General features: G+C 42.9%; 13 protein-coding genes and 1 riboswitch. Of the genes, 9 read left to right on the top strand and 4 right to left on the bottom strand.

What is annotated here, in order from left to right; all coding sequences use genetic code 11:
- The first annotated feature begins 11 nt into the window (after positions 1-11).
- From QPK24_RS20605 to QPK24_RS20595, 3 genes are all read left to right on the top strand, one after another.
- On the top strand, positions 12-863 hold the full coding sequence (locus QPK24_RS20605) for a sugar phosphate isomerase/epimerase family protein (RefSeq protein WP_285744328.1): 852 nt from the start codon (positions 12-14) through the stop codon (positions 861-863).
- A gap of 190 nt (positions 864-1,053) precedes the next feature.
- On the top strand, positions 1,054-2,367 hold the full coding sequence (locus QPK24_RS20600; protein WP_285744326.1) for a homocysteine synthase: 1,314 nt from the start codon (positions 1,054-1,056) through the stop codon (positions 2,365-2,367).
- A 355-nt stretch (positions 2,368-2,722) separates the two neighbouring features.
- A complete protein-coding gene (locus QPK24_RS20595; RefSeq protein ID WP_285744324.1) occupies positions 2,723-4,672 on the top strand; it encodes a heavy metal translocating P-type ATPase in 1,950 nt (649 codons plus the stop codon).
- A gap of 130 nt (positions 4,673-4,802) precedes the next feature.
- On the opposite strand, the gene QPK24_RS20590 is transcribed toward QPK24_RS20595, so the two are convergent.
- Positions 4,803-5,534: a ZIP family metal transporter gene (locus QPK24_RS20590; RefSeq protein ID WP_285744321.1), complete on the bottom strand. Its 732-nt coding sequence runs from the start codon at positions 5,532-5,534 to the stop codon at positions 4,803-4,805.
- 335 nt (positions 5,535-5,869) lie between these two features.
- On the opposite strand from QPK24_RS20590, the gene trxB reads away from it, so the two are divergent.
- Both trxB and nagZ read left to right on the top strand, forming a co-directional pair.
- On the top strand, positions 5,870-6,817 hold the full coding sequence (trxB, locus tag QPK24_RS20585; RefSeq protein WP_285744319.1) for a thioredoxin-disulfide reductase: 948 nt from the start codon (positions 5,870-5,872) through the stop codon (positions 6,815-6,817).
- Positions 6,818-7,034: 217 nt separating this feature from the next.
- Positions 7,035-8,360 (top strand): beta-N-acetylhexosaminidase, encoded by a 1,326-nt coding sequence (nagZ, locus tag QPK24_RS20580; RefSeq protein ID WP_285744317.1) that lies wholly within the window; start codon positions 7,035-7,037, stop codon positions 8,358-8,360.
- Positions 8,361-8,823: 463 nt separating this feature from the next.
- On the opposite strand, the gene QPK24_RS20570 is transcribed toward nagZ, so the two are convergent.
- The gene (locus tag QPK24_RS20570) at positions 8,824-9,984 is read right to left on the bottom strand and encodes an ROK family protein (protein ID WP_285744314.1); all 1,161 of its coding nucleotides are present in this window, start codon (positions 9,982-9,984) and stop codon (positions 8,824-8,826) included.
- 346 nt (positions 9,985-10,330) lie between these two features.
- Between QPK24_RS20570 and xylA the strand changes: the two genes are divergently transcribed.
- The 4 genes from xylA (at position 10,331) to QPK24_RS20550 (ending at position 17,231) form a co-directional block, all read left to right on the top strand.
- Positions 10,331-11,647 carry a xylose isomerase gene (gene xylA / locus QPK24_RS20565; protein ID WP_213534688.1) on the top strand — a complete coding sequence of 439 codons (1,317 nt, stop codon included), beginning with the start codon at positions 10,331-10,333 and terminating at the stop codon, positions 11,645-11,647.
- A 152-nt stretch (positions 11,648-11,799) separates the two neighbouring features.
- On the top strand, positions 11,800-13,293 hold the full coding sequence (xylB, locus tag QPK24_RS20560) for a xylulokinase (RefSeq protein ID WP_285744311.1): 1,494 nt from the start codon (positions 11,800-11,802) through the stop codon (positions 13,291-13,293).
- Between the two features lie 261 nt (positions 13,294-13,554).
- Positions 13,555-15,915, top strand: coding sequence for a YcdB/YcdC domain-containing protein (locus QPK24_RS20555; RefSeq protein ID WP_285744309.1), 2,361 nt, complete (start codon positions 13,555-13,557; stop codon positions 15,913-15,915).
- Between the two features lie 194 nt (positions 15,916-16,109).
- Positions 16,110-17,231, top strand: coding sequence for a transglutaminase domain-containing protein (locus QPK24_RS20550; protein WP_249717617.1), 1,122 nt, complete (start codon positions 16,110-16,112; stop codon positions 17,229-17,231).
- 41 nt (positions 17,232-17,272) lie between these two features.
- On the opposite strand, the gene QPK24_RS20545 is transcribed toward QPK24_RS20550, so the two are convergent.
- Both QPK24_RS20545 and QPK24_RS20540 read right to left on the bottom strand, forming a co-directional pair.
- Positions 17,273-18,724, bottom strand: coding sequence for an amino acid permease (locus QPK24_RS20545; protein ID WP_213534683.1), 1,452 nt, complete (start codon positions 18,722-18,724; stop codon positions 17,273-17,275).
- Between the two features lie 105 nt (positions 18,725-18,829).
- A riboswitch (Lysine riboswitch) is annotated at positions 18,830-19,041 on the bottom strand.
- Positions 19,042-19,181: 140 nt separating this feature from the next.
- Positions 19,182-20,318 (bottom strand): virulence factor, encoded by a 1,137-nt coding sequence (locus QPK24_RS20540; RefSeq protein WP_285744302.1) that lies wholly within the window; start codon positions 20,316-20,318, stop codon positions 19,182-19,184.
- Between the last annotated feature and the right edge of the window lie 5 nt (positions 20,319-20,323).

Below are 20,323 nucleotides of genomic sequence, written 5' to 3'. Positions count from 1 at the left end.
GGATAACGAGAATGAAACTTGGAGTACTGGCGCATACGTTCGGTAAACAGAAAACAGCAGATCTAGCCCGCCGTATTGCGGGCAGCGGATTTACTTCTGTTCAGCTCGCACTTTCTAAAGCACTTTCTGATATCGATTCATCAAATGGGAAGCTGAGCCCGGGGCTTGCTCATTGGGTGGGTGAACATTTTAATAATGAAGGTATTCGTATTGCCGTTCTTGGATGCTATATTGATCCTGTTCATCCTGACCCAGAAGCAAGAAAGTTAGAGCTTGCTAGGTTTAAGGAACATTTGCGATATGCTCGTGATTTTGGTTGCAGCATTGTGGCAACAGAAACAGGAAGTCTCACGACTTACCAAGATTCACATCCCGAATCTTATGAGGAGCAAGGGTACCTTGTATTGCGTGATTCAGTGATGGAACTGGCAGAAGAGGCAGATCGATGGGGCGTAAATATAGCTATTGAACCTGTTTCTGTGCACACGATGCACACCACAGAGCATATGCAGCGTCTATTTGAGGAGATTCCAAACTCCAGTGTGGGCCTGTTGTTCGATCCATGTAACCTGATGAAATTAGAGCATGTCGTGAATCAGGCCGATTTCTTGAAAGATGTCTTCGATAAATTATTTGATCGTATGATTGCGATACATGCCAAAGATGTTGCCTTTGATGTGAATGGTAAAAAATATAATCCGCTGCCAGGTGAAGGTATCCTTGATTATCCTTTGTTTTTCCAACTGCTCAAAACTTATAAACCTCACATCGATATTTCCCTCGAAGGAGTTACAGCAGAGCAAGCGGATGATGCAGCTGCCTATCTGCGCCGGTTGTGGCATGCAGATAATAACTTATCGTAACATTCAAATTCAGAAAACACCTTTCATTTGTAACTCAAGTGAAAGGTGTTTTTTTTGTAGAATTTATCTACGATTTGATTTTATTATAATATTTATAGGAAAACTCGGATTTAATCTTTTCAAAAGGTTTAATTTGTGAGAGAATATGGAAAATGCGAGGCAGTCATCTCGTTAAGGAGGAATAAGGAATATGTCAAATGAAAAAAAGGCTTTTGCTTTTGAAACGCTCGCTGTACACGCAGGTCAGGAAATTGATCCTACGACCTTATCTAGAGCAGTTCCTTTGTATCAGACGACTTCTTATGGGTTCCGTGACAGTGATCATGCAGCTAATTTATTTTCCCTCCAAGAATTCGGAAATATTTATACAAGAATCACGAATCCTACAACCGATGTGTTCGAGAAGCGGATTGCTGCTCTTGAAGGCGGAGCAGGGGCGCTTGCTACAGCATCCGGTCAAGCTGCAATTACCTTCTCGATCCTGAATATTGCGGGCAGCGGAGATGAGATCGTATCTTCCTCCAGCCTATATGGCGGAACGTATAATCTATTTTCGAGTACCCTGAAGAAGCTTGGGATCACCGTTCATTTTGTAGATTCTACAGATCCTGAGAACTTCAGAGCCGCAATTACAGATAAGACCAAAGCTATCTATGCAGAGACCATTGGAAACCCGCAAGGGAATGTACTTGATATCGAAGCGGTCGCAGAGATTGCACATAACAGTGGAATACCTTTAATCGTAGATAACACGTTCCCAAGTCCGTACCTATTAAGACCTATTGAACATGGAGCTGATATCGTGGTTCATTCAGCTACCAAATTCATAGGCGGACACGGGACTTCCATTGGGGGAGTCATTGTCGATAGCGGGAAGTTTGACTGGAGTGCAAATGATAAATTCCCAGGCCTGACAGAACCGGATCCAAGTTATCATGGGTTAAAATATACAGAGGCGGTAGGAGAGTTAGCCTACATTATAAAAGCCAGAGTCCAGCTGCTTCGTGATTTGGGGTCGAGTATCGCACCATTTAATTCATGGTTATTACTGCAGGGTCTTGAGACTCTTCATCTCCGTCTCGAACGCCACAGCTCCAATGCACTGCAAGTTGCAGAATATTTAGAAAGCCACCCAGATGTTGAGTGGGTAAGCTATGCAGGATTACCGAGCCATCCTTCCTATTCGCTTGCACAGAAATATCTGCCTAGAGGGCAGGGAGCCATTCTTACCTTCGGTATCAAAGGCGGAGCAGAGGCAGGGGCCAAATTAATTGAAAATGTAAAACTATTCTCCCACTTAGCGAATGTAGGGGATTCCAAATCACTGATTATTCATCCAGCGAGCACCACACATCAGCAGCTTAGCGAGGATGAACAGAAGGCAGCCGGGGTACATCCAGAGTTGCTTCGTCTATCGGTTGGTACAGAGAATATTCAGGATATATTGCAAGATCTAGAACAGGCCATAGCGGCGAGTCAGCAATCAGCTGTATCCCATATGTAAACCAGAGTTATAGGCGCTATGGAATAGATGAGTGAGCACCCTAATGGGGTGCTTTTTTAAGTTCATAAATAAATTCAAAATATAGTTCATTACATAACAAATCGATGTTTACAATTACAGGTAACTGGAATATAATAATAAAAAAAGTTGCATCAGATAAAAACAATTGTACTGATGCAATATTGATTATCATTCTCAGAAATAATAGAAGAATAATTCAACTCAATAGTCGATAAATCCATGCTGCTTCGGGCCTCCCGAAGCAGCATGTGCCATTTTAAGGGCACTAACAATGGATCTCATTCTCAATTAGCCGACCGAAAATGACAATGAAAAAGAGAGGGAAGTGATCAGCATGGACGCAATAAATAAGAGATTAAATACGGTTACGCAAGTAAAAGGAAATTCTGCTGCTCCGCAGCCAGGGCGTAAACGTGGTCCGAATTTTAAAATGATGCTTCAGAACAAGGAGATGCAGGCAGCGCTTGGCAGCGGGGTAATGATGCTTGCTGCATGGGGAGTTTCTGGCAGTTATGAATTTCTGTCCATTCTGCTGTATATTGCAGCATACACGATCGGTGGATGGTCTAAAGCAAAAGAAGGGGTAGCGACACTGGTTAAGGAGCGCGATTTAGATGTAAACCTGCTCATGATTGCAGCGGCCGTTGGTGCAGCAACGATTGGTTACTGGAACGAGGGAGCTATGCTCATCTTCATTTTTGCACTGAGTGGAGCGCTTGAAAGTTATACAACAGAACGCAGTCATAAGGATATTTCATCCCTTATTTCATTGAAGCCGGAAACGGCGCTGCGAATCGATAATGGAACTATGGAACTTGTTGCTGCCGATGAACTTGTACCAGGAGATTTGATACTAGTAAAACCAGGAGAGCTAATGCCATCCGATGGCCGAATCTATAAGGGATATTCCGCTGTGAATCAATCCTCCATTACAGGCGAATCTACACCGGTAGAAAAAACAACCGGAGATGAGGTTTTTGCAGGAACGATGAATGGAGAAGGTGCGCTGTACATTGAGGTGACGCAGCGGGCTGAGAATTCCCTTTTTTCAAAAATTATTAAGTTAGTAGAAGAAGCACAAAGCGAGGTTCCTGCATCTCAGCGATTTATAGAGAAGTTTGAAGGAATATATGCCAAGTTCATTGTAGTAATCACGCTTCTTATCATTGGGGCACTTCCCCTCCTGTTTGGCTGGACCTTTGGAGATTCATTCTACAAAGCATGTGTATTTCTGGTCGTAGCTTCTCCCTGTGCGCTGGTCGCCTCGATCATGCCAGTGATGCTCTCTTCTATCTCAAGCAGTGCAAGACGAGGACTCCTCTTTAAAGGGGGAGCACATGTAGAAAATATGGCGAAAACAGCTGTTGTCGCTTTTGATAAGACAGGTACACTTACGCGGGGAGTTCCTGAGGTAACTGACTTGTATCCAGCAGAGGGTTATGACGAAATGCAGTTGCTTGCTGTCTCTGCTGCCATTGAAAGCCAGTCTATGCATCCTCTCGCAGAAGCGATTGTAAATAAGGCACGCATATCAGGAGCAGAAATTCTTGAAGCTGATGAAGTTCAGTCCATCACAGGATGGGGACTTGAAGGAAGCGTTAACGGTGTGAAATGGAGTATTGGTAAGACGGAAAGATTCGATCAGGGAGAGGTTGATTCGTTCTGGGTTCATACGAGAGCATCCCTCGAGCAAGAAGGAAAAACCGTATCCGTCATTATGCAAGGTGACGATATAGCAGGGATCATTGCGATGCGTGATACGGTGCGTCCGCAGGCAGCGGCTGCGGTGAAACGATTGCAACAATTAGGAGTCAAAGTCGCTATGCTGACGGGAGACCGCCAAGGTACCGCGGATGTTATAGCAGAAGAGACTGGTGTAGATTTTGTCTATGCTGAACTCTTACCGCAGCAAAAAGTGGAACAGGTACGTAAGCTCCGTGAAACTTATGGTCATGTCGTAATGGTTGGGGATGGAGTGAATGATGCACCAGCTCTAGCTGCAGCAACTGTAGGAATGGGGATGGGCATGTCCGGAAGCGGGACGGCGATCGAAGTATCTGATGTGGTTCTGATGAATGACAATATTGAAGAGATTGCTTGGAGTATTAAGCAGTCTAGAAGAGCAGCGAGGGTAGTGAAACAAAATATTGTTTTTGCTATTTCTGTAATTACGCTGCTGATTGCAGGTAACTTCCTCACTGAGGTTGCTTTACCCTTTGGCGTGATTGGCCATGAAGGCAGTACGATTTTAGTTATTCTAAATGGGTTGCGATTATTAAAATAATGCTGTAGAGCGAAACAGATAAGAAAAGATAAGCAGATAAGAAAAGAAAAAAAGCGAACGAAAAATAAAAAGCGTCGTGGAAACGACGCTTTTTGCTGTAAAGAGCAGTTTATTCTCTAAGTAAATGTGTCTAGAAAATCTCAGTAAGAGTAATCATCGTGATAAGACCTAGAAGGAAAGAGATCGTAGCTACACGCTGGTTGCCGTCTCCGTGACTTTCCGGAATCAGTTCTTTGTACACAATAAACATCATTGCTCCTGCAGCAAAGGCAAGGCCGTAAGGAACAAGACCATCCACTACACTGCTCAGGGAGTATCCTATAAACGCTGTAATAATCTCGACTGCTCCCGTTAAGGTAGCGATACCGAGCGCTTTAAATCGGCCGATGTTTTGATTCACTAGGAACAGGGCTACAAGAAATCCTTCTGGTGCATTTTGGAGTCCAATCGACAAGGCAATCAGATTACCTAGACTGTCGTCCGAACTTGCATAACTTACCCCAACGGAAAGCCCTTCTGGAAGATTGTGCATCGTAATTGCAGCAATGATCAGAAAAGCCTTGCCTTCAATATTAAATGGCCGTGATTCAGGATTCTCTAAATCGATGTGCGGAATATACCTCTCCAAGATAAGCAGTATACAGCTTCCTGCCAAGATTCCAATGGACAGGACAATTAGATTCGACTGGCCAAGAGCCTCCGGGATGAGACTGTACATGGATGCCGAAGTCATGATTCCCGCTGCATAAGCAAGCAGAATATCACGAAGCCGGTGAGTTACCTTGGTCATAAACAGAATCGGGATTGCCCCAAGTCCCGTAGACAAGGCAGAGATAATACTTCCAATCATTGCTTCTGTCATAAACTTTCGAATACCTCCTCTTGTTGTCTTTCTATTTAGATCAGGATTAAGGCGAGCAAAGAGCATTGACAGCGAGTTTGAAAATGATCATAATTATATCTAGATTAGAATTATTATAAATTATTTATTCCTTTTCCGTAAAGTTTACTTATAACATGAACGGGTTAAAGCAATTCATTATATTATTTCCCATTCGTATATGGATGACAAGAGTTGATATGATATGCAGTGTCTTCCATGAATAAGGTAATAACTTATTGTATGCTTGTTCGCCCCTGGTTCATTCGAAGTTCATTTACTCTAGTGTTTGCGGAAGAAATCAGGAGGTAAAGTGAATGTATAAATCAGTTATTATCGGAACAGGTCCAGCCGGCCTGACTGCAGCCATTTATTTGGCTCGTGCGAATTTGAAACCACTCGTAATTGAAGGTCCAGAACCGGGAGGACAACTTACTACAACAACAGAAGTGGAAAATTTCCCTGGTTTCCCTGACGGTATTATGGGACCTGAACTTATGGATAATATGCGCAAACAGGCGGAGCGCTTTGGTGCAGAATTCCGTACTGGATGGGTTAATAGTATTGATATGGCAGAACGTCCTTTTAAAATTCAGGTCGAAGGACAAGACGAAATTGTTTCCGAGACGGTTATTATTTCCACAGGAGCTTCTGCTAAATACCTTGGTATTCCTGGAGAACAAGAAAACGTAGGGTATGGGGTAAGTACTTGTGCAACATGCGATGGATTCTTTTTCCGCAGCAAAGAAATTATCGTAATCGGCGGCGGCGATTCTGCTCTGGAAGAAGCAAACTTCCTGACTCGCTTCGCTTCTAAAGTTACCCTCGTGCATCGCCGTGAAGAACTTCGTGCTTCAAAAATCATGCAGGATCGTGCTCGCGATAATGAAAAAATCGAATGGGCACTGAATCGGACACCTGTTGAGATTGTTGCAGGCGAAAATGGAAGCGGAGTGAAAGGCTTAAAAGTGCTTAACAACGCTACCGGCGAAGAAGAAATGATTGAAGCGAGCGGTGTATTTGTTGCCATTGGCCATAATCCAAATACGGCTTTCTTGAATGGTCAACTGACTACTGATGCAAACGGGTATATTGTTGTTAACCCTGGAACGAGTGAAACGAATGTACCTGGCGTATTCGCTTGCGGAGATGTTCAGGATACGCGTTACAGACAAGCGATTACAGCTGCAGGCAGTGGATGTAAAGCAGCAATGGATACAGAAAGATTCATCGAGAGTCTTGAGCACAGTGCAGTAACGAATTAATACCTGTATTCATTTTATACTCATTCAGTTTATGGAATTGATTTTACCTAGTTTATATATTCAGATGGCAGCAAATAAGTGAATAGAATTTTTACTAATTTTATTCAGCTGAGGTAATGCAATGGAAGCCTAGAGCCGCATCCTTTATGGATGCGGTTTTTTACTTATATAAAGGGAATCATACGATAGTAGAATGGTAGGGTAGGAGCGATAATCCGTGAAAATTAGTTATTATCTATGGGCACTGTTACTCGTGTTCTTCGTGGTGGGTTGTTCCAGGGAAGCAGCTATACCTGAGAAATCAGCCGATTCCTTAACGGAATTAAATAGTCACCAAGTAGAAAATAAACCGAATGAAGTAGAAGGAAATTCCGAACAGGGTCTGGGCTATACGGAGTCACTTGAGCCTGATCGTGTTATTTCAATTGAAGAGTCCGACAAGTATAAGTCAGAACTCATGTCGATGACCTTGGAACAGAAAATAGGCCAGCTCATGATCTCAGGTTTCTCGGGTACAGAACTTTCACATGAAGAGGCACAGCTCATTGCTTCAGGCCGCATCGGCGGTGTCATCCTATTTAAGCAAAATATCGAGAGCAAGAAACAGCTGCTAAATCTTATTAATGATATAAAATCAAATAATCCTGCGGAAAATAGACCGCTTTTTATCTCCTTGGATGAAGAAGGCGGGCGGGTGTCTCGTTTACCGGAGGGCAAAACGGAGTTTCCACCCAGCCTTATGATTGGAAAGAAGGGAGATGCAGCTTTATCCGAAGAAGTAGGCAGAGTGATTGGGGAAGAGGCTGGTGCTTTTGGTTTTAATGTAGATTATGCTCCTGTACTTGATATCTTTAGCAACCCGGCAAATACAGTAATCGGCGATCGTGCTTATGGCACCACCGCTGCAGAAGTATCCGTCCATGGGATTGCTGTAATGAAAGGACTCCAGAAAGCAGGGATGATCTCTGCTATAAAGCATTTTCCCGGACATGGAGACACATCGGTTGATTCACATGAAAGTTTGCCGGTTGTGAATAAAACGAAAGCTCAGCTGGAAGAAAGAGAACTGATTCCTTTTCGTAAAGCGATAGAAGAAGGAGCAGACATGATCATGGTAGCCCATATCAAGTATCCAAAGATCGATTCCTCTGGAAAACCGGCGTCTCTTTCTTCTGTTATGGTTCAAGATATGTTACGAGGCGATCTTGGATACGATGGAGTTGTTATAACGGATGACCTTGAGATGGGAGCAATTGAACAAAATGTTGGCTCAGGAGAGGCCGCAGTTATGGCGCTTGAGGCTGGAGTGGATATCCTTTTATTTGGTCATACTCCAGACAAAGCATCAGAAGCTTATGAGGCCATACTAACGGCAGTAGAAACGGGAAGGTTATCCGAATCTAAAATAGATGAACATGTGCTCCGAGTTCTGAAGCTGAAGGAGAAATATATACACTCAGTTGAGAAGCTAACGGAAGACGCACTTACCAAATTCGGCTCTGATGAGAATCAGCAAGTGGCAGACAAGATAAAACAGAATTAAGGAACATCTCACGTAAAAAAAGCAGGGGTGTTGTTTGAGATAAAATAAAAAGAGAGAGACATAACTTGTCTCTCTCTTTTTTAAAAAAGGAATAAGCAGCGAAACGTTAGCTAAAAAACAAACCACATAAACCACTGGAATATAAAATAGACGGCTACACCCGATAGAACATACCATAATGCCTGTCTTTTCTTACCCTGAAATAACTTGAGAATTCCTAAACTTACCAAGGGGGCAATAATAATAAGGAAAAGCAGGACCGTGATGAACATCGCGGCTGAAATATCGGAAGTATCCACATAAGTCACGAGAGTTCTCTCCATTCCGTGCGTGAAGTATAGCTGCAAATGGGAACTTTGCAGTAATAAATGACACATAATAAGACTTATTATACCTTGGATACGAATGGTAACGGTCCAGAAAATGGGGCGAATTTTTGTCTATTTCAGTAAATTTTTTACATTTATGATCGAACTCGAATCTGCCCGAGAAATTGGGATATGGCTCCATAGGCAGAACCGATTAAGGTAGAGTTTGCTCCAAGTTCAGCAAATTCAATATGGAGACTACGCCGATGGTAGGGAAGTGTTCGCTCTGCAACAACCCTTTGCAGTGAGCTTTCTATATATTTTTGTGCTTTCGATAAGGGGCCCCCAATGATGATGCGTTCTGGATTAAAACTATTTACGATGTTCGTTATCCCCACACCGAGCCGGTGTCCCATGCTTTTATAGAGTTCAAGAATGATGGGGTCACCTTTGGCAGCAAGGATCGTAAGATCGGAAGTGGAACGGGAAGGTAGCTTCAAGCTGGCTTCATCATACGCTTTTTCAGATGCATAAAGCTCCCAGCACCCCCGATTTCCGCAGGAGCACTGCTTTCCTTCTGCATCTATGGACATATGTCCTGTTTCTCCCGCATAACCCCATGCACCTTTATAAAGTTCTCCATCAATGACAATACCAGATCCAATCCCAATGCCCGCACTGATGTATATCAGATGACGTGTTCCTCTAGCCGCTCCAAAATGAAGTTCACCAAGTGCTCCTGCATTGGCTTCATTATCAATTGTGACAGGGAGCGCCAGTTCTTTTTCTAACATTCTTCGAAGAGGAACCATATTCCACCCAAGGTTCGGTGCAAATAGAACGGTTCCTTCTTCATCCACCATACCTGGTACTCCAATTCCTACACCAATGATACCGTGGGGTGAAGGAGGCGCTTGATGCTGAAGCCCGTTCGTCATAGAGACGATAGAACTGCAGACGTATGACACGTCGTGACTTGTAAGAGGCTGAACATCCTCAGCAATGATGGCTCCGGCAAGATCGGTTAGAACACCTCGTATACGTTTCACACTGACTTCAAGACCCACTGCATAACCAGCGTGTTTATTGAATAGAAGCATAAGCGGTTTGCGTCCTCCGCTGGATTCACCTGGGCCAAGTTCAGTGACTAAATGCCCATCTATAAGTTCCGCCACAAGATTAGATACTGTTGCTTTATTTAATCCGGATAGAGTTGACACGTTGGCTCTAGATAAAGGAGCGTGTTCCCGGATCGTATTTAAAATAATTGTTTTATTAATTTTTTTGACCAGAGCCTGATCTCCGGTTATTGCCATGAATCAGCACGTCCCTTCAGGATTTTACATTACATGATTTACGAAAAGTTCACGAAAACTTATCGTATTAAGAAACTTAAGTGAATCGATTTCATAACTCATTAAAAAGATAAATTTGAAATTATATATAGACAAATAGAAACGTTTTGATCTATAGATACTCTGCTTAAAGCAATGATCGGTATTATGAAATGAATTCAAGTAAAGACTATTGTACCAGAAAAAAAAGAGAATAAACAAACTTTGTTTAACCAATAGACAAAGTGGCAGAGGGTGTGTTAGTATATCGGTGTAAACGATTTCGCGAATCGGACATTAGACCAATTTAGAGGAGGGCTTTGTAACAATGGCTTATTTTGAATCCGTTAGCAAAGTTGCATTTGAAGGTAAAGAATCGAAGAATCCTTTGGCATTTAAATTTTATAATCCGGAAGAAGTCGTAGCAGGTAAAACAATGGAAGAACATTTCCGTTTTGGTATGGCTTACTGGCATACATTAACAGCGGGCGGCGCTGACCCTTTTGGTGCAGAAACTGCTGTTCGTTCTTATAATAAATATTCAGGACTTGACCTAGCAAAAGTTCGCGTAGAAGCAGCATTTGAATTCATGGAAAAAATGAATCTTCCTTTCTTCTGTTTCCACGATGTAGACATCGCTCCAGAAGGAAATAGTCTGCGTGAGTTCTACAGCAATATTGATACCATCGTAGATCTAATTGAAGAACAAATGAAAGCAACAGGCAAAAAGCTGCTTTGGAATACAGCAAACATGTTTACAAATCCTCGCTTTATGCATGGTGCAGCTTCTACATGTAATGCGGATGTATATGCACATGCGGCAGCACAGATTAAAAAAGGCCTTGAAGTAGGTAAACGTCTTGGTGCAGAAAACTATGTATTCTGGGGCGGACGTGAAGGTTATGATACTTTGCTAAATACAGATATGGCTCTTGAGCAGGACAATATTGCTCGTATGTTCCATATGGCTGTAGATTATGCAAAAGAAATCGGTTTTGACGCTCAATTCCTCATTGAGCCTAAACCAAAAGAGCCGACAAAACATCAGTATGATTTCGATGCTGCCACTTCCATTGCATTCTTGCAAAAATATGGCCTCGATAAAGACTTTAAACTGAACCTTGAAGCTAACCATGCTACGCTGGCAGGTCATACATTTGATCACGAACTGCGTGTCGCTCGTATTAACGGTATGCTTGGATCACTGGATGCGAACCAAGGCGATCTCTTGATCGGTTGGGATACAGATGAGTTCCCAGTAGATATCTATGATGCAACACTTACTATGTATGAAGTACTTAAGAATGGCGGCCTTGGTAAAGGCGGCGTAAACTTTGATGCAAAAGTACGTCGTTCTTCTTTCGAACCAGAAGATCTGTTCCTTGCTCACATTGCTGGTATGGATACGTATGCGAAAGGTCTAAAAGTCGCTGCAAAACTGATCGAAGATCGTGTATTTGATAACTTTATCGAAGATCGTTATGCAAGCTTTAAAGAGGGTATCGGTGCTGATGTAGTAGAAGGAAAAGCAACACTCAGCTCCCTTGCTGAATACGCTCTGAATAATGAAACACCACGTGCTAATAAATCAGGTCGTCAAGAACTTCTGAAAGCGACACTTAACCAGTATATCTTGGCTGACTAATACTTTTCGGCCTTGATCATGCCAACAGGACGCCACAACGTTAGTTAGACTTTACGGATCGTCCCCGGCCTTTTTCGCCCGTATGCGAAAGGTGCGGGGACGTTTTTTATGTAAAGGAAGAAACAAGTGGACATAGAGGAGGAAGGAATACAATGAGTTATGTTATTGGGGTAGATTTAGGAACAAGTGCAGTGAAGACGGTACTGGTGAACCGCAGCGGGGAAGTTTTATTCGAATCATCACAGCCGTATCCGCTGTATCAACCCAAAGCGGGCTACAGCGAACAGAATCCAGAGGATTGGGTTGAGCAGACGTTAGTGTCTCTTCGTAAGCTCATGGAAATGTCTAACATTTCGGCTGAGGAAGTAGCAGGTCTTAGCTTTTCTGGCCAAATGCATGGACTCGTGTTACTTGATAAGGATGGTCAGGTGCTGCGCCCTGCTATTTTGTGGAATGACACACGGACGACGGCAGAATGCCGCCTTATCGAGGAAACGTTAGGGGCGGATCTCTTACAGATTGCGAAAAACCGGGCATTAGAAGGTTTTACACTCCCTAAAATATTATGGGTGCAAAAGCATGAACCTGAAATCATGGAGCAGGCAGCTGTATTTCTGCTTCCTAAAGACTACGTTCGTTACCGGTTAACCGGCGACTTTGCAATGGATTATTCCGATGCGGCGGGAACGCTGCTGCTAGATATAGCAAGCAAAAGCTGGAGTCAGACAATTGCAGAAGCCTTCTCACTTCCACTTTCTCTTTGTCCAAGACTGGTCGAGTCTTTTGAAGAGGTGGGAACCCTGCTTCCAGAGATTGCAGAAGCATCCAAGCTTACTGCAAACACGAAAGTATTTGCCGGGGGAGCAGACAATGCTTGCGGGGCGATTGGCGCTGGCATTCTGAATGAAGGACAGACGATGAGCAGCATCGGAACCTCAGGGGTTGTACTAGCTTATGAAGAGCGTAAAGAACTCGATTTTGAAGGGAAAGTACACTTTTTCAACCACGGGGAGAAAGATGCTTTTTATATCATGGGTGTGACACTTGCTGCGGGGTATAGTTTGACCTGGTTTAAGGACACTTTTGCAAAAGATCTTTCCTTTGATGAACTGCTTAGCGGCATTGATGCCATCCCAGCAGGCAGTAAAGGACTGTTATTCACTCCTTATCTCGTTGGAGAAAGAACTCCGCATCCTGATGCGAATATTCGCGCAAGCTTCATCGGCGTAGACGCCGGTCATTCTCTTGCTCATTTTGGACGTGCTGTACTCGAAGGTATCACGTTCTCTTTAAGAGAGTCCATTGATATTATCCGTGAATCCGGTAAGACAATTAATGAAGTTATTTCTATTGGCGGCGGGGCTAAAAATGAAACATGGCTGCAAATGCAGGCAGATATTTTCAACAGCCGGATTGTGAAGCTCGAAAGCGAACAAGGTCCTGCAATGGGCGCTGCCATGCTTGCGGCTTACGGATGTGGATGGTTTGATTCTTTGCAGGCGTGTGCGGCAGCATTTATCCGCCCTGCGAAAACTTATGAGCCAAATCCGGAGACAGCTGTAGTATACAATGAACTGTTCGCGCTCTATCAGAAGATTTACGGACAAACACGTGAATTAAATGAGAAACTCGCACAGTACAGATAGATAGTGGCACCCCCAAATAACCGCTCCGAGATCTACGGGGCGGTTATTTATGTATCTATTTTTAGGAAATGTGAAGAAGAACTAAAGAGATAGGGTTTAATTAGCGTGGCAGTTTATGTTAGAGTGTATGAGGTTTGCAACACACTTTCTAGCAAAAAGTTGGGTGTTTATCTTGAAATTTTTAATTGGGAAATATGGAATGTGATAGTTTATAGTATGATACAATGGAATAGATTGGAAATTTAGGGGGAGGTATGAATTTTGGATATAAGGTCATCGATTTCTGTGAAAAAAGTAGCGGCTGCCATGGCGGCTATTATGCTTGGAGTACATACGCAAGGAGCAATTCATAGTGTTTCCGCTGCTTCTGTCGTTGTAACAGAGACAGCAAGTGAGGCGGGAAGTGGTCAATCTTCAATTGTTCTAGACTCAAAACTTCCAAAAGGCGCTAAAATTTCGTCAGAAAAAGCGTATAACAATGTGATTGCATTGTTTCCTGAATTAAAAAAAGCAACGTTAACATCATCTAATTATGGTGGAGGGAATTCATACCCGCAGCCAGATTATAAAGTCTGGGACTTGCAATTCCAAGTTAGAATGGGTTCATCCTCACATGGATTCAGTGCTACTGTGCATGGTGAGACAGGAGAAGTTTTATCTGTGTATTTGCCTGAATATTTGTGGGAGAAACAAGCAGACAGTGATGCTAAACGCATTTCTTATGCAGAATCTGAAGCGATCAGCAAAGCATTTTTGCATAAAGCCATCAAAGGATTATCTGAGGATGATTATGTTAAATTAGACGCTAATGGAGGAGATACGATATCTCCGCTTTTTGGTTATGCACAGTACTATTTTGTTTATCAACTTCATGTGAATGGACTGCCTGCGAGTGAAAATACAGTCTATGTCACCGTACACGACAGCGGGGTTGTGACTAATTATTCGAGAAACATACCACAGTCCGACTTTCCTTCTCCTAATCCCAAATTGTCTGCACAAGAAGCGAGATCTATATTCGAAAAGAACTTTAATGTAGAGCTATCCTACATCCCTAATAAATACAGTTACAATAAAAAACATAGCAATTATTATCTTGGTTATTTGCCTTCAACAGGAATGGAATCCATTGATGCGAATACTGGAGAAACTTTTAGCGCTTATAATTCAACAGATACAAAAACAGAATATGTTACTGAGTCTTTGCCAAATGGAAATGCTTTTGTTCCTGCAAAGAAAGAACTGTCCGCTGAGGAGGCCCTGCAATTCGTAGAAAACACATTCCCGACTCCTAAGGGGTATCAGGTTTCGGAAAGCCGTTATGAGAAAAGAAGTTACCGGTCTGGAGAGCCGAGTTGGAATATCCAGTGGACTAAAGAGGATAAGGATAATTCGTATATGTACATGAATGGGATCTCCGCCGAAGTTAACGCAAAGACGGGAGAAATTCAAAGTTACGACATTTACAACCATCGTATGGATAATGAGACTGAGGTCGATAAACCAGTAGAGAACAAACAGAAAATCACAGCAGAAGCTGCGAAAAAGCTGGCAATCAATAAAGTTCTAGCTCTCGTTCCAAACGCAGCGAAGGAACTAAAACTGAGTACGGTGAGCAGTTCTGACACAAGTTATTTCTTTAATTTTACTCGTTACTTAAATGGGATTCCTGTGTATGGCGATAATGTGAGCATCTCAATGGACAAAACAGGCGCAGTGCAGAGCTTTTATTCTCAGTTCTCAGCTGATGCTGCTAATATGCCGGCTCCATCTGAACCAGCAGTGACGAAAGAGGCAGCAAAAAAGATTTTCCTTGATCGAACCAAAACAACACTTCAATACGAAGGATTTGGCGGGTATTATGGAATTCAAGGAGATAGAGAAGAAAGATCCATTAAGCTTGTGTATCATCCACAATTAAGCGATATGGACTATTACAGTAATGAAGCGCTTGATGCTTCGAGTGGCAAATGGAAACTTCTCTATGGAACTACACAGGAAAATATTGTATCCGATATTGTAGATATTAAAGGGCACTCTGCGGAATCTCTATTACAGAAGATGGTTACCCATGGGGTGTTAACACCGAATGACGAAGGAAAGATCGAACCGGAACGCACCATTACCAAAGGGGATTGGTATACGTATTTAGCAAGAGGGCTTAATCCTGGTGTAGGAAATGACGTATATTATTCAGGAAATGATGAAGATAAGATATTTGCGGATGTGGATATAGACAGTCCTTATGCTTCTGTATTCAATCTTCTTATTAATCAATCTTGGGTTGAAGCGGATCCGGAACTAAAAATATCCCCTGAAAAACAACTTACACGCGGGGAATTAGCTGATATGATCATGAGCGTGCTGAAGTACGAGAAACTTTCTAAGTTCTATCAACAGGGAACAGATCTGGCTGCTGTAGCAGATGCCTCACAAATTACCAACAAAGGTGCTGCTTCACTAGCGATTAAGCTGGATTTGTTGCCGCTCATTGATGGACGCTTCCTGCCAGAACGTTATGTGACGGTTGCAGAAGCAGCTCAAGTACTGAATCGTCTCGCAGAGCTGCAAGGGAAACTTGATTTTTTCATGAATAGTCAGTCTTATTATCGTTATTATTAATAAATGGATGTACAGGTACTTATTTGACTTAACCGGAATAGTTATAATTAGATACAGAAAATAGCTTCCTACTAAGGGAGCTATTTTTTTTCGATGTGGATCGACAAAACTAGAAAAGAGATGCCAAGAGCGTTTGTGTTACAATATTCCTGCAAAGACTAGAGCCCATTACCCGAAGAGAGGCGGAGACGATCTTGAGGAAAAACCGTTTTGGTTTGTTAATCGTTGTACTGTTCGTCCTTGCGATCATCATTGTGATCCCCCGGGTAGTAGACCTCGATACACTATATGCAGCTTCGACAGAGAAAATAGTTACACAAGAGAGCATGCATACCGTACTGACGACAGCTATGCTGGACAGGACAGAAAGTGTGAAGTTTACGTATAAAGGAAAAATTAAAACGCTCAAGGCTACACTGCAGAAAGCAATTGAAGAGGCAATGGCAAGTGACCCCTATATTCAATACAATATTAAAAGTTATGCTTATCATTACAAAGGGAACAATGTATCAGCAGAAGTGACGATTGATCTGAAATACCGTGAAACCAAAGCCCAAACCGTGTATGTGGAACGAAGAGTGAAAGAGATATTAGAAGAGATTATCACGCCCGAAATGAATTCACACGAGAAGGTAGAAGCCATCCATGACTGGATTGTCCTCCATTTGGCTTATGATGTATCCCTGAGAAAATATACGGCTTACGATGGTCTTGCTACAGGCAGTACCGTATGTCAGGGTTACTCGTTACTAGCTTATAAGTTGTTAGAACAATCGGGAATTAAGAACCAAATTGTAGAGGGGCAAGCAGGAGGACAACTTCATGCCTGGAATCTGTTGTTGCTTGATGGCAAATGGTATCATATGGACACCACCTGGGATGATCCAACTCCTAATCAACTAGGGAAGGTGAGTTATAACTATTACTTACTCACTGACGAAGAGATGGGAAAAGACCATACATGGCAGAAACAGTATCCTGCAGCAACATCTCTATACCGTGAAACACTGGCTGTATTGCAGCAAACAGACATGAATAAGACAGCGGCGTATGATCGTTTGTATAACAAACTGGATTATGTACTCTATAATGAAGATAAAATTATACGCAGTTCTGCTGATCTGAAAGGTCTTGTAAAAGGGAAAATAAAAGAAGAACAGAAGGCAGTGCTTTTTCGCTACAGCGGGGAGAAAGCAAGACTCTTAGAGGCACTTAAGGATTTATATAGTCTAGGGCTGAATTCCGTCTCCTACTATGTGTCTGATTTTGAGGATACAGGAGATATGAAAGTAAAGGTCAGCTGGGAGTTAAAATAAGAAAAGCCTGTTCTACAACAATTGTAGAGCAGGCTTTATTATTAAGATTGACCCGTTTCGAAATCACAATCCTCAAGCGGGATTACTTTTGTTTTATACTTCCATTTGTATCCAAACCAGATGATTAGGAACAGTGGAATAGTGAAGTAAGTTGCGATGATATCAAGCCATCCTAAGTCAGCTAGATCCAAAGTGAAAATTTGGCCCACAATGACAATCATACATAAAATAAGAGCGAAGATTGGTCCAAATGGGAACCATCTTGCACGGAAAGGTAAGTCTTTTAAGTCACGTCCTTGGGCGATATAAGCTTTTCTAAAACGATAATGACTAACTGAAATACCAAGCCAGGTAATAAATCCGCACATTCCAGAAGCGTTCAGGAGCCAAGTATATACCACACCATCTCCAAACATAGATGAAAAGAAAGCCAGCATCCCTACAGCTGCCGTGGCTAAGAGGGCATAGATCGGCACGCCTTTGCCATTTAGTTTCCCAAAGATACGAGGTGCTTTACCTTCTTTAGCAAGAGCAAACAATACACGGCTGGAAGCGTAAATGCCTGAATTCCCTGCTGAAAGAACAGAAGTAAGAATAACAGCGTTCATAACCGATGCAGCGAATGCAAAACCTGCTTTTTGAAAAACTAACGTAAATGGACTGACACTAATATTGTCCACTCCCGATTTCAGCAGATTAGGGTTGGTATATGGAATCACGAGACCGATCACCAGAATCGTCAAGATATAGAAAAGCAAAATACGCCAGAATACTTGACGAATGGCACGCGGAACATTTTCACGCGGGTTTTCACTCTCACCAGCTGCAACGCCGATGAGCTCCGTCCCTTGGAATGAGAAACCAGCAGCCATAAATACACCGAGCAGTGCAAAAAATCCTCCATGCATCGGAGCATCTCCGAATGTAAAGTTAGTGAAGCCAATGGCTTCGCCGCCGATGATTCCTACAATCATCATCACACCAACGATTAGGAATATAATCACGGTAATAATTTTAATAAGAGCAAACCAATATTCAGATTCGCCGTACCCTTTAACAGAGAGGACATTCAGTCCAACGATAAGTAGTAGGAAAAGTAAACTCCAAAGCGCAGAGTTACTGTCTGGGAACCAGTATTTAATAATCAGTGTTGCCGCCGAAAGTTCTGCTGCAATCGTGATTGCCCAGTTATACCAGAAGTTCCAACCTAGCGCAAACCCAAGCGAAGGATCAACAAACCGGGTAGCATAGGTGCTAAATGAACCTGAGTCCGGCATAAATGTGGCCAGTTCTCCTAGGCTCGACATTAAGAAATATACCATAATGCCGACCGCTGCATAGGCGATTAGCGCGCCGCCGGGACCAGAGGTAGCAATGGCACCGCCGCTCGCTAGAAATAGTCCCGTTCCAATGGAACCGCCAAGAGCAATCATAGTCATATGACGGGCTTTAAGCCCTTTTTTTAGGGTGGGTGCTGGTGAGTCGTGCTGCATGTTCTAAATACACTCCTTCGATTTGAGTCAAACAATACAAAAAGACCGCGGGCAGGCACCGGCGGTCTATATCATGAATTCGGCACCATACGTTACTTTGTTAAATGTGAAGATAGCTCAACATAGCTGTTCCCTTTCACAAAGAGAATCATGCTATGACAGTTCTGTCCCTTTCGGATAACAGCCCCAACCTGGAGTATATTTCAATAGAGCATTACTCGCAGATTTCGGCAAATACGCCTTTCAGCCCGGATACCAGCGGCAGCTCATATGCCTCTCCTGGTTTACTGATCGTATTCGCGACCTCTACCTCACCGAATAACTTACGTATGATGAGGTGTATCTTAATTATGTGATTGATTGTTCATTACTCTTATTTAAAACAGATTCTAGTATAAAGGAAGGATACTTCTAAATCAATGGTACAAAATCCCTTTAATGTGAGCTAAGTGTGAAATTAGTTTTTATTACGACCGGCCATTTGCTGCCATATCGTTCCCGCAGCTTCTTCACCGGATTCAATACGTTCAAGAGCCATTCTCGCTTGAAGACTGACTTCAAATTCAGGATCTTCTACTGCTTCTTGGAGGGCTTCTTTCGCGTCCTCGGTTCCTACTTCATAAAGAAAACGCGCAGCCCGCCAGCGAACAAGTTTGCTGCTGTCCTTGAGAGCTGGAATCATGACAGGTGTGGCAGCTGCATCCCCAATATCAGACAGCGTATCCCCGGCAGTCCGGCGAACGGCAGGTGATTTATCTTGCATTGCTTCATATAATAGTTCCTGCGCTTCTGGTGTCTTTAGATCACCAAGATAGATGATCGCAAGGCGGCGAATTTGCATTTTTTCATCCTGCAGAGCTGTATGGATCATCTCGATTCGTTCTGAAGAGGGCTCCATTTGATCTAAAGCTGCATAACGAACGCGCCAGTCCTCATTTTGTAGTGCTGCCTTAATTTCATCATCTGTAAGATCCCGACGCTGCTCTATAAATTCCTCTTGATTGGCACCGTGAGCAATAGCTTGATCAATGACTTTAATGAGTCGTTCCTGTGGAAATGCGGCTTCAAGTTCTTGTTCTACTTCCCGAGCAATATCAGGCAGTTCGCCATAGCGTACTCCGTAATCAGTTAATTTACGTTCTTTAATGAGGGTGCTGGAAGCGACTTCTGTGACAGCTTTGACAAAACGATCTGATAAAGAGATCCGTTCTTCTTGAGAACCGGATTTCACCCGGATTTGCATGGGAATACCGCGGAAGAATTGAACAAACACCTCAGCTTCACCAAAATGTTCACCAGCAGCGTCATCAGGCTGGGTCCAGCTTAATTCAGCGCCTTCTTGACCCAGTTTGTTTTGAACCTCTCCAAGGATTTCAGACCAATCTGCATTTCCTTTACGATCAAGTGCTACAAAACCTGCGGTGTGAAACACACTCTTGACTCCGCTAATGTGAAGCATTTGACGAATAAAAGCAGGAGCAGAGCGTTCATTATCAAGCGTATATGTTTTTCGAATTCCCGCTTCAAGTTGTTCATTAAGGTGAAGCATCATCGTATTCGGACTAGGCGTAGGTTCAATAGATATAATTTTCATAAGTT

The sequence above is a fragment of the Paenibacillus polygoni genome (assembly GCF_030263935.1).
GTDB classification, from domain to species: Bacteria; Bacillota; Bacilli; order Paenibacillales; family Paenibacillaceae; genus Paenibacillus; species Paenibacillus polygoni.
Note: the sequence above shows the minus strand (reverse complement) of the source record. Positions and strands in the feature narration are given on the sequence as shown.

What these genes read in the sequence shown, in the direction of transcription:
- QPK24_RS20605 (WP_285744328.1), top strand. Translation starts at nt 12, where the DNA reads ATGAAACTTGGAGTACTGGCGCATACGTTCGGTAAACAGAAAACAGCA.
- QPK24_RS20600 (WP_285744326.1), top strand. Translation starts at nt 1,054, where the DNA reads ATGTCAAATGAAAAAAAGGCTTTTGCTTTTGAAACGCTCGCTGTACAC.
- QPK24_RS20595 (WP_285744324.1), top strand. Translation starts at nt 2,723, where the DNA reads ATGGACGCAATAAATAAGAGATTAAATACGGTTACGCAAGTAAAAGGA.
- QPK24_RS20590 (WP_285744321.1), bottom strand. Translation starts at nt 5,534, where the DNA reads ATGACAGAAGCAATGATTGGAAGTATTATCTCTGCCTTGTCTACGGGA.
- trxB (WP_285744319.1), top strand. Translation starts at nt 5,870, where the DNA reads ATGTATAAATCAGTTATTATCGGAACAGGTCCAGCCGGCCTGACTGCA.
- QPK24_RS20570 (WP_285744314.1), bottom strand. Translation starts at nt 9,984, where the DNA reads ATGGCAATAACCGGAGATCAGGCTCTGGTCAAAAAAATTAATAAAACA.
- xylA (WP_213534688.1), top strand. Translation starts at nt 10,331, where the DNA reads ATGGCTTATTTTGAATCCGTTAGCAAAGTTGCATTTGAAGGTAAAGAA.
- xylB (WP_285744311.1), top strand. Translation starts at nt 11,800, where the DNA reads ATGAGTTATGTTATTGGGGTAGATTTAGGAACAAGTGCAGTGAAGACG.
- QPK24_RS20545 (WP_213534683.1), bottom strand. Translation starts at nt 18,724, where the DNA reads ATGCAGCACGACTCACCAGCACCCACCCTAAAAAAAGGGCTTAAAGCC.
- QPK24_RS20540 (WP_285744302.1), bottom strand. Translation starts at nt 20,318, where the DNA reads ATGAAAATTATATCTATTGAACCTACGCCTAGTCCGAATACGATGATG.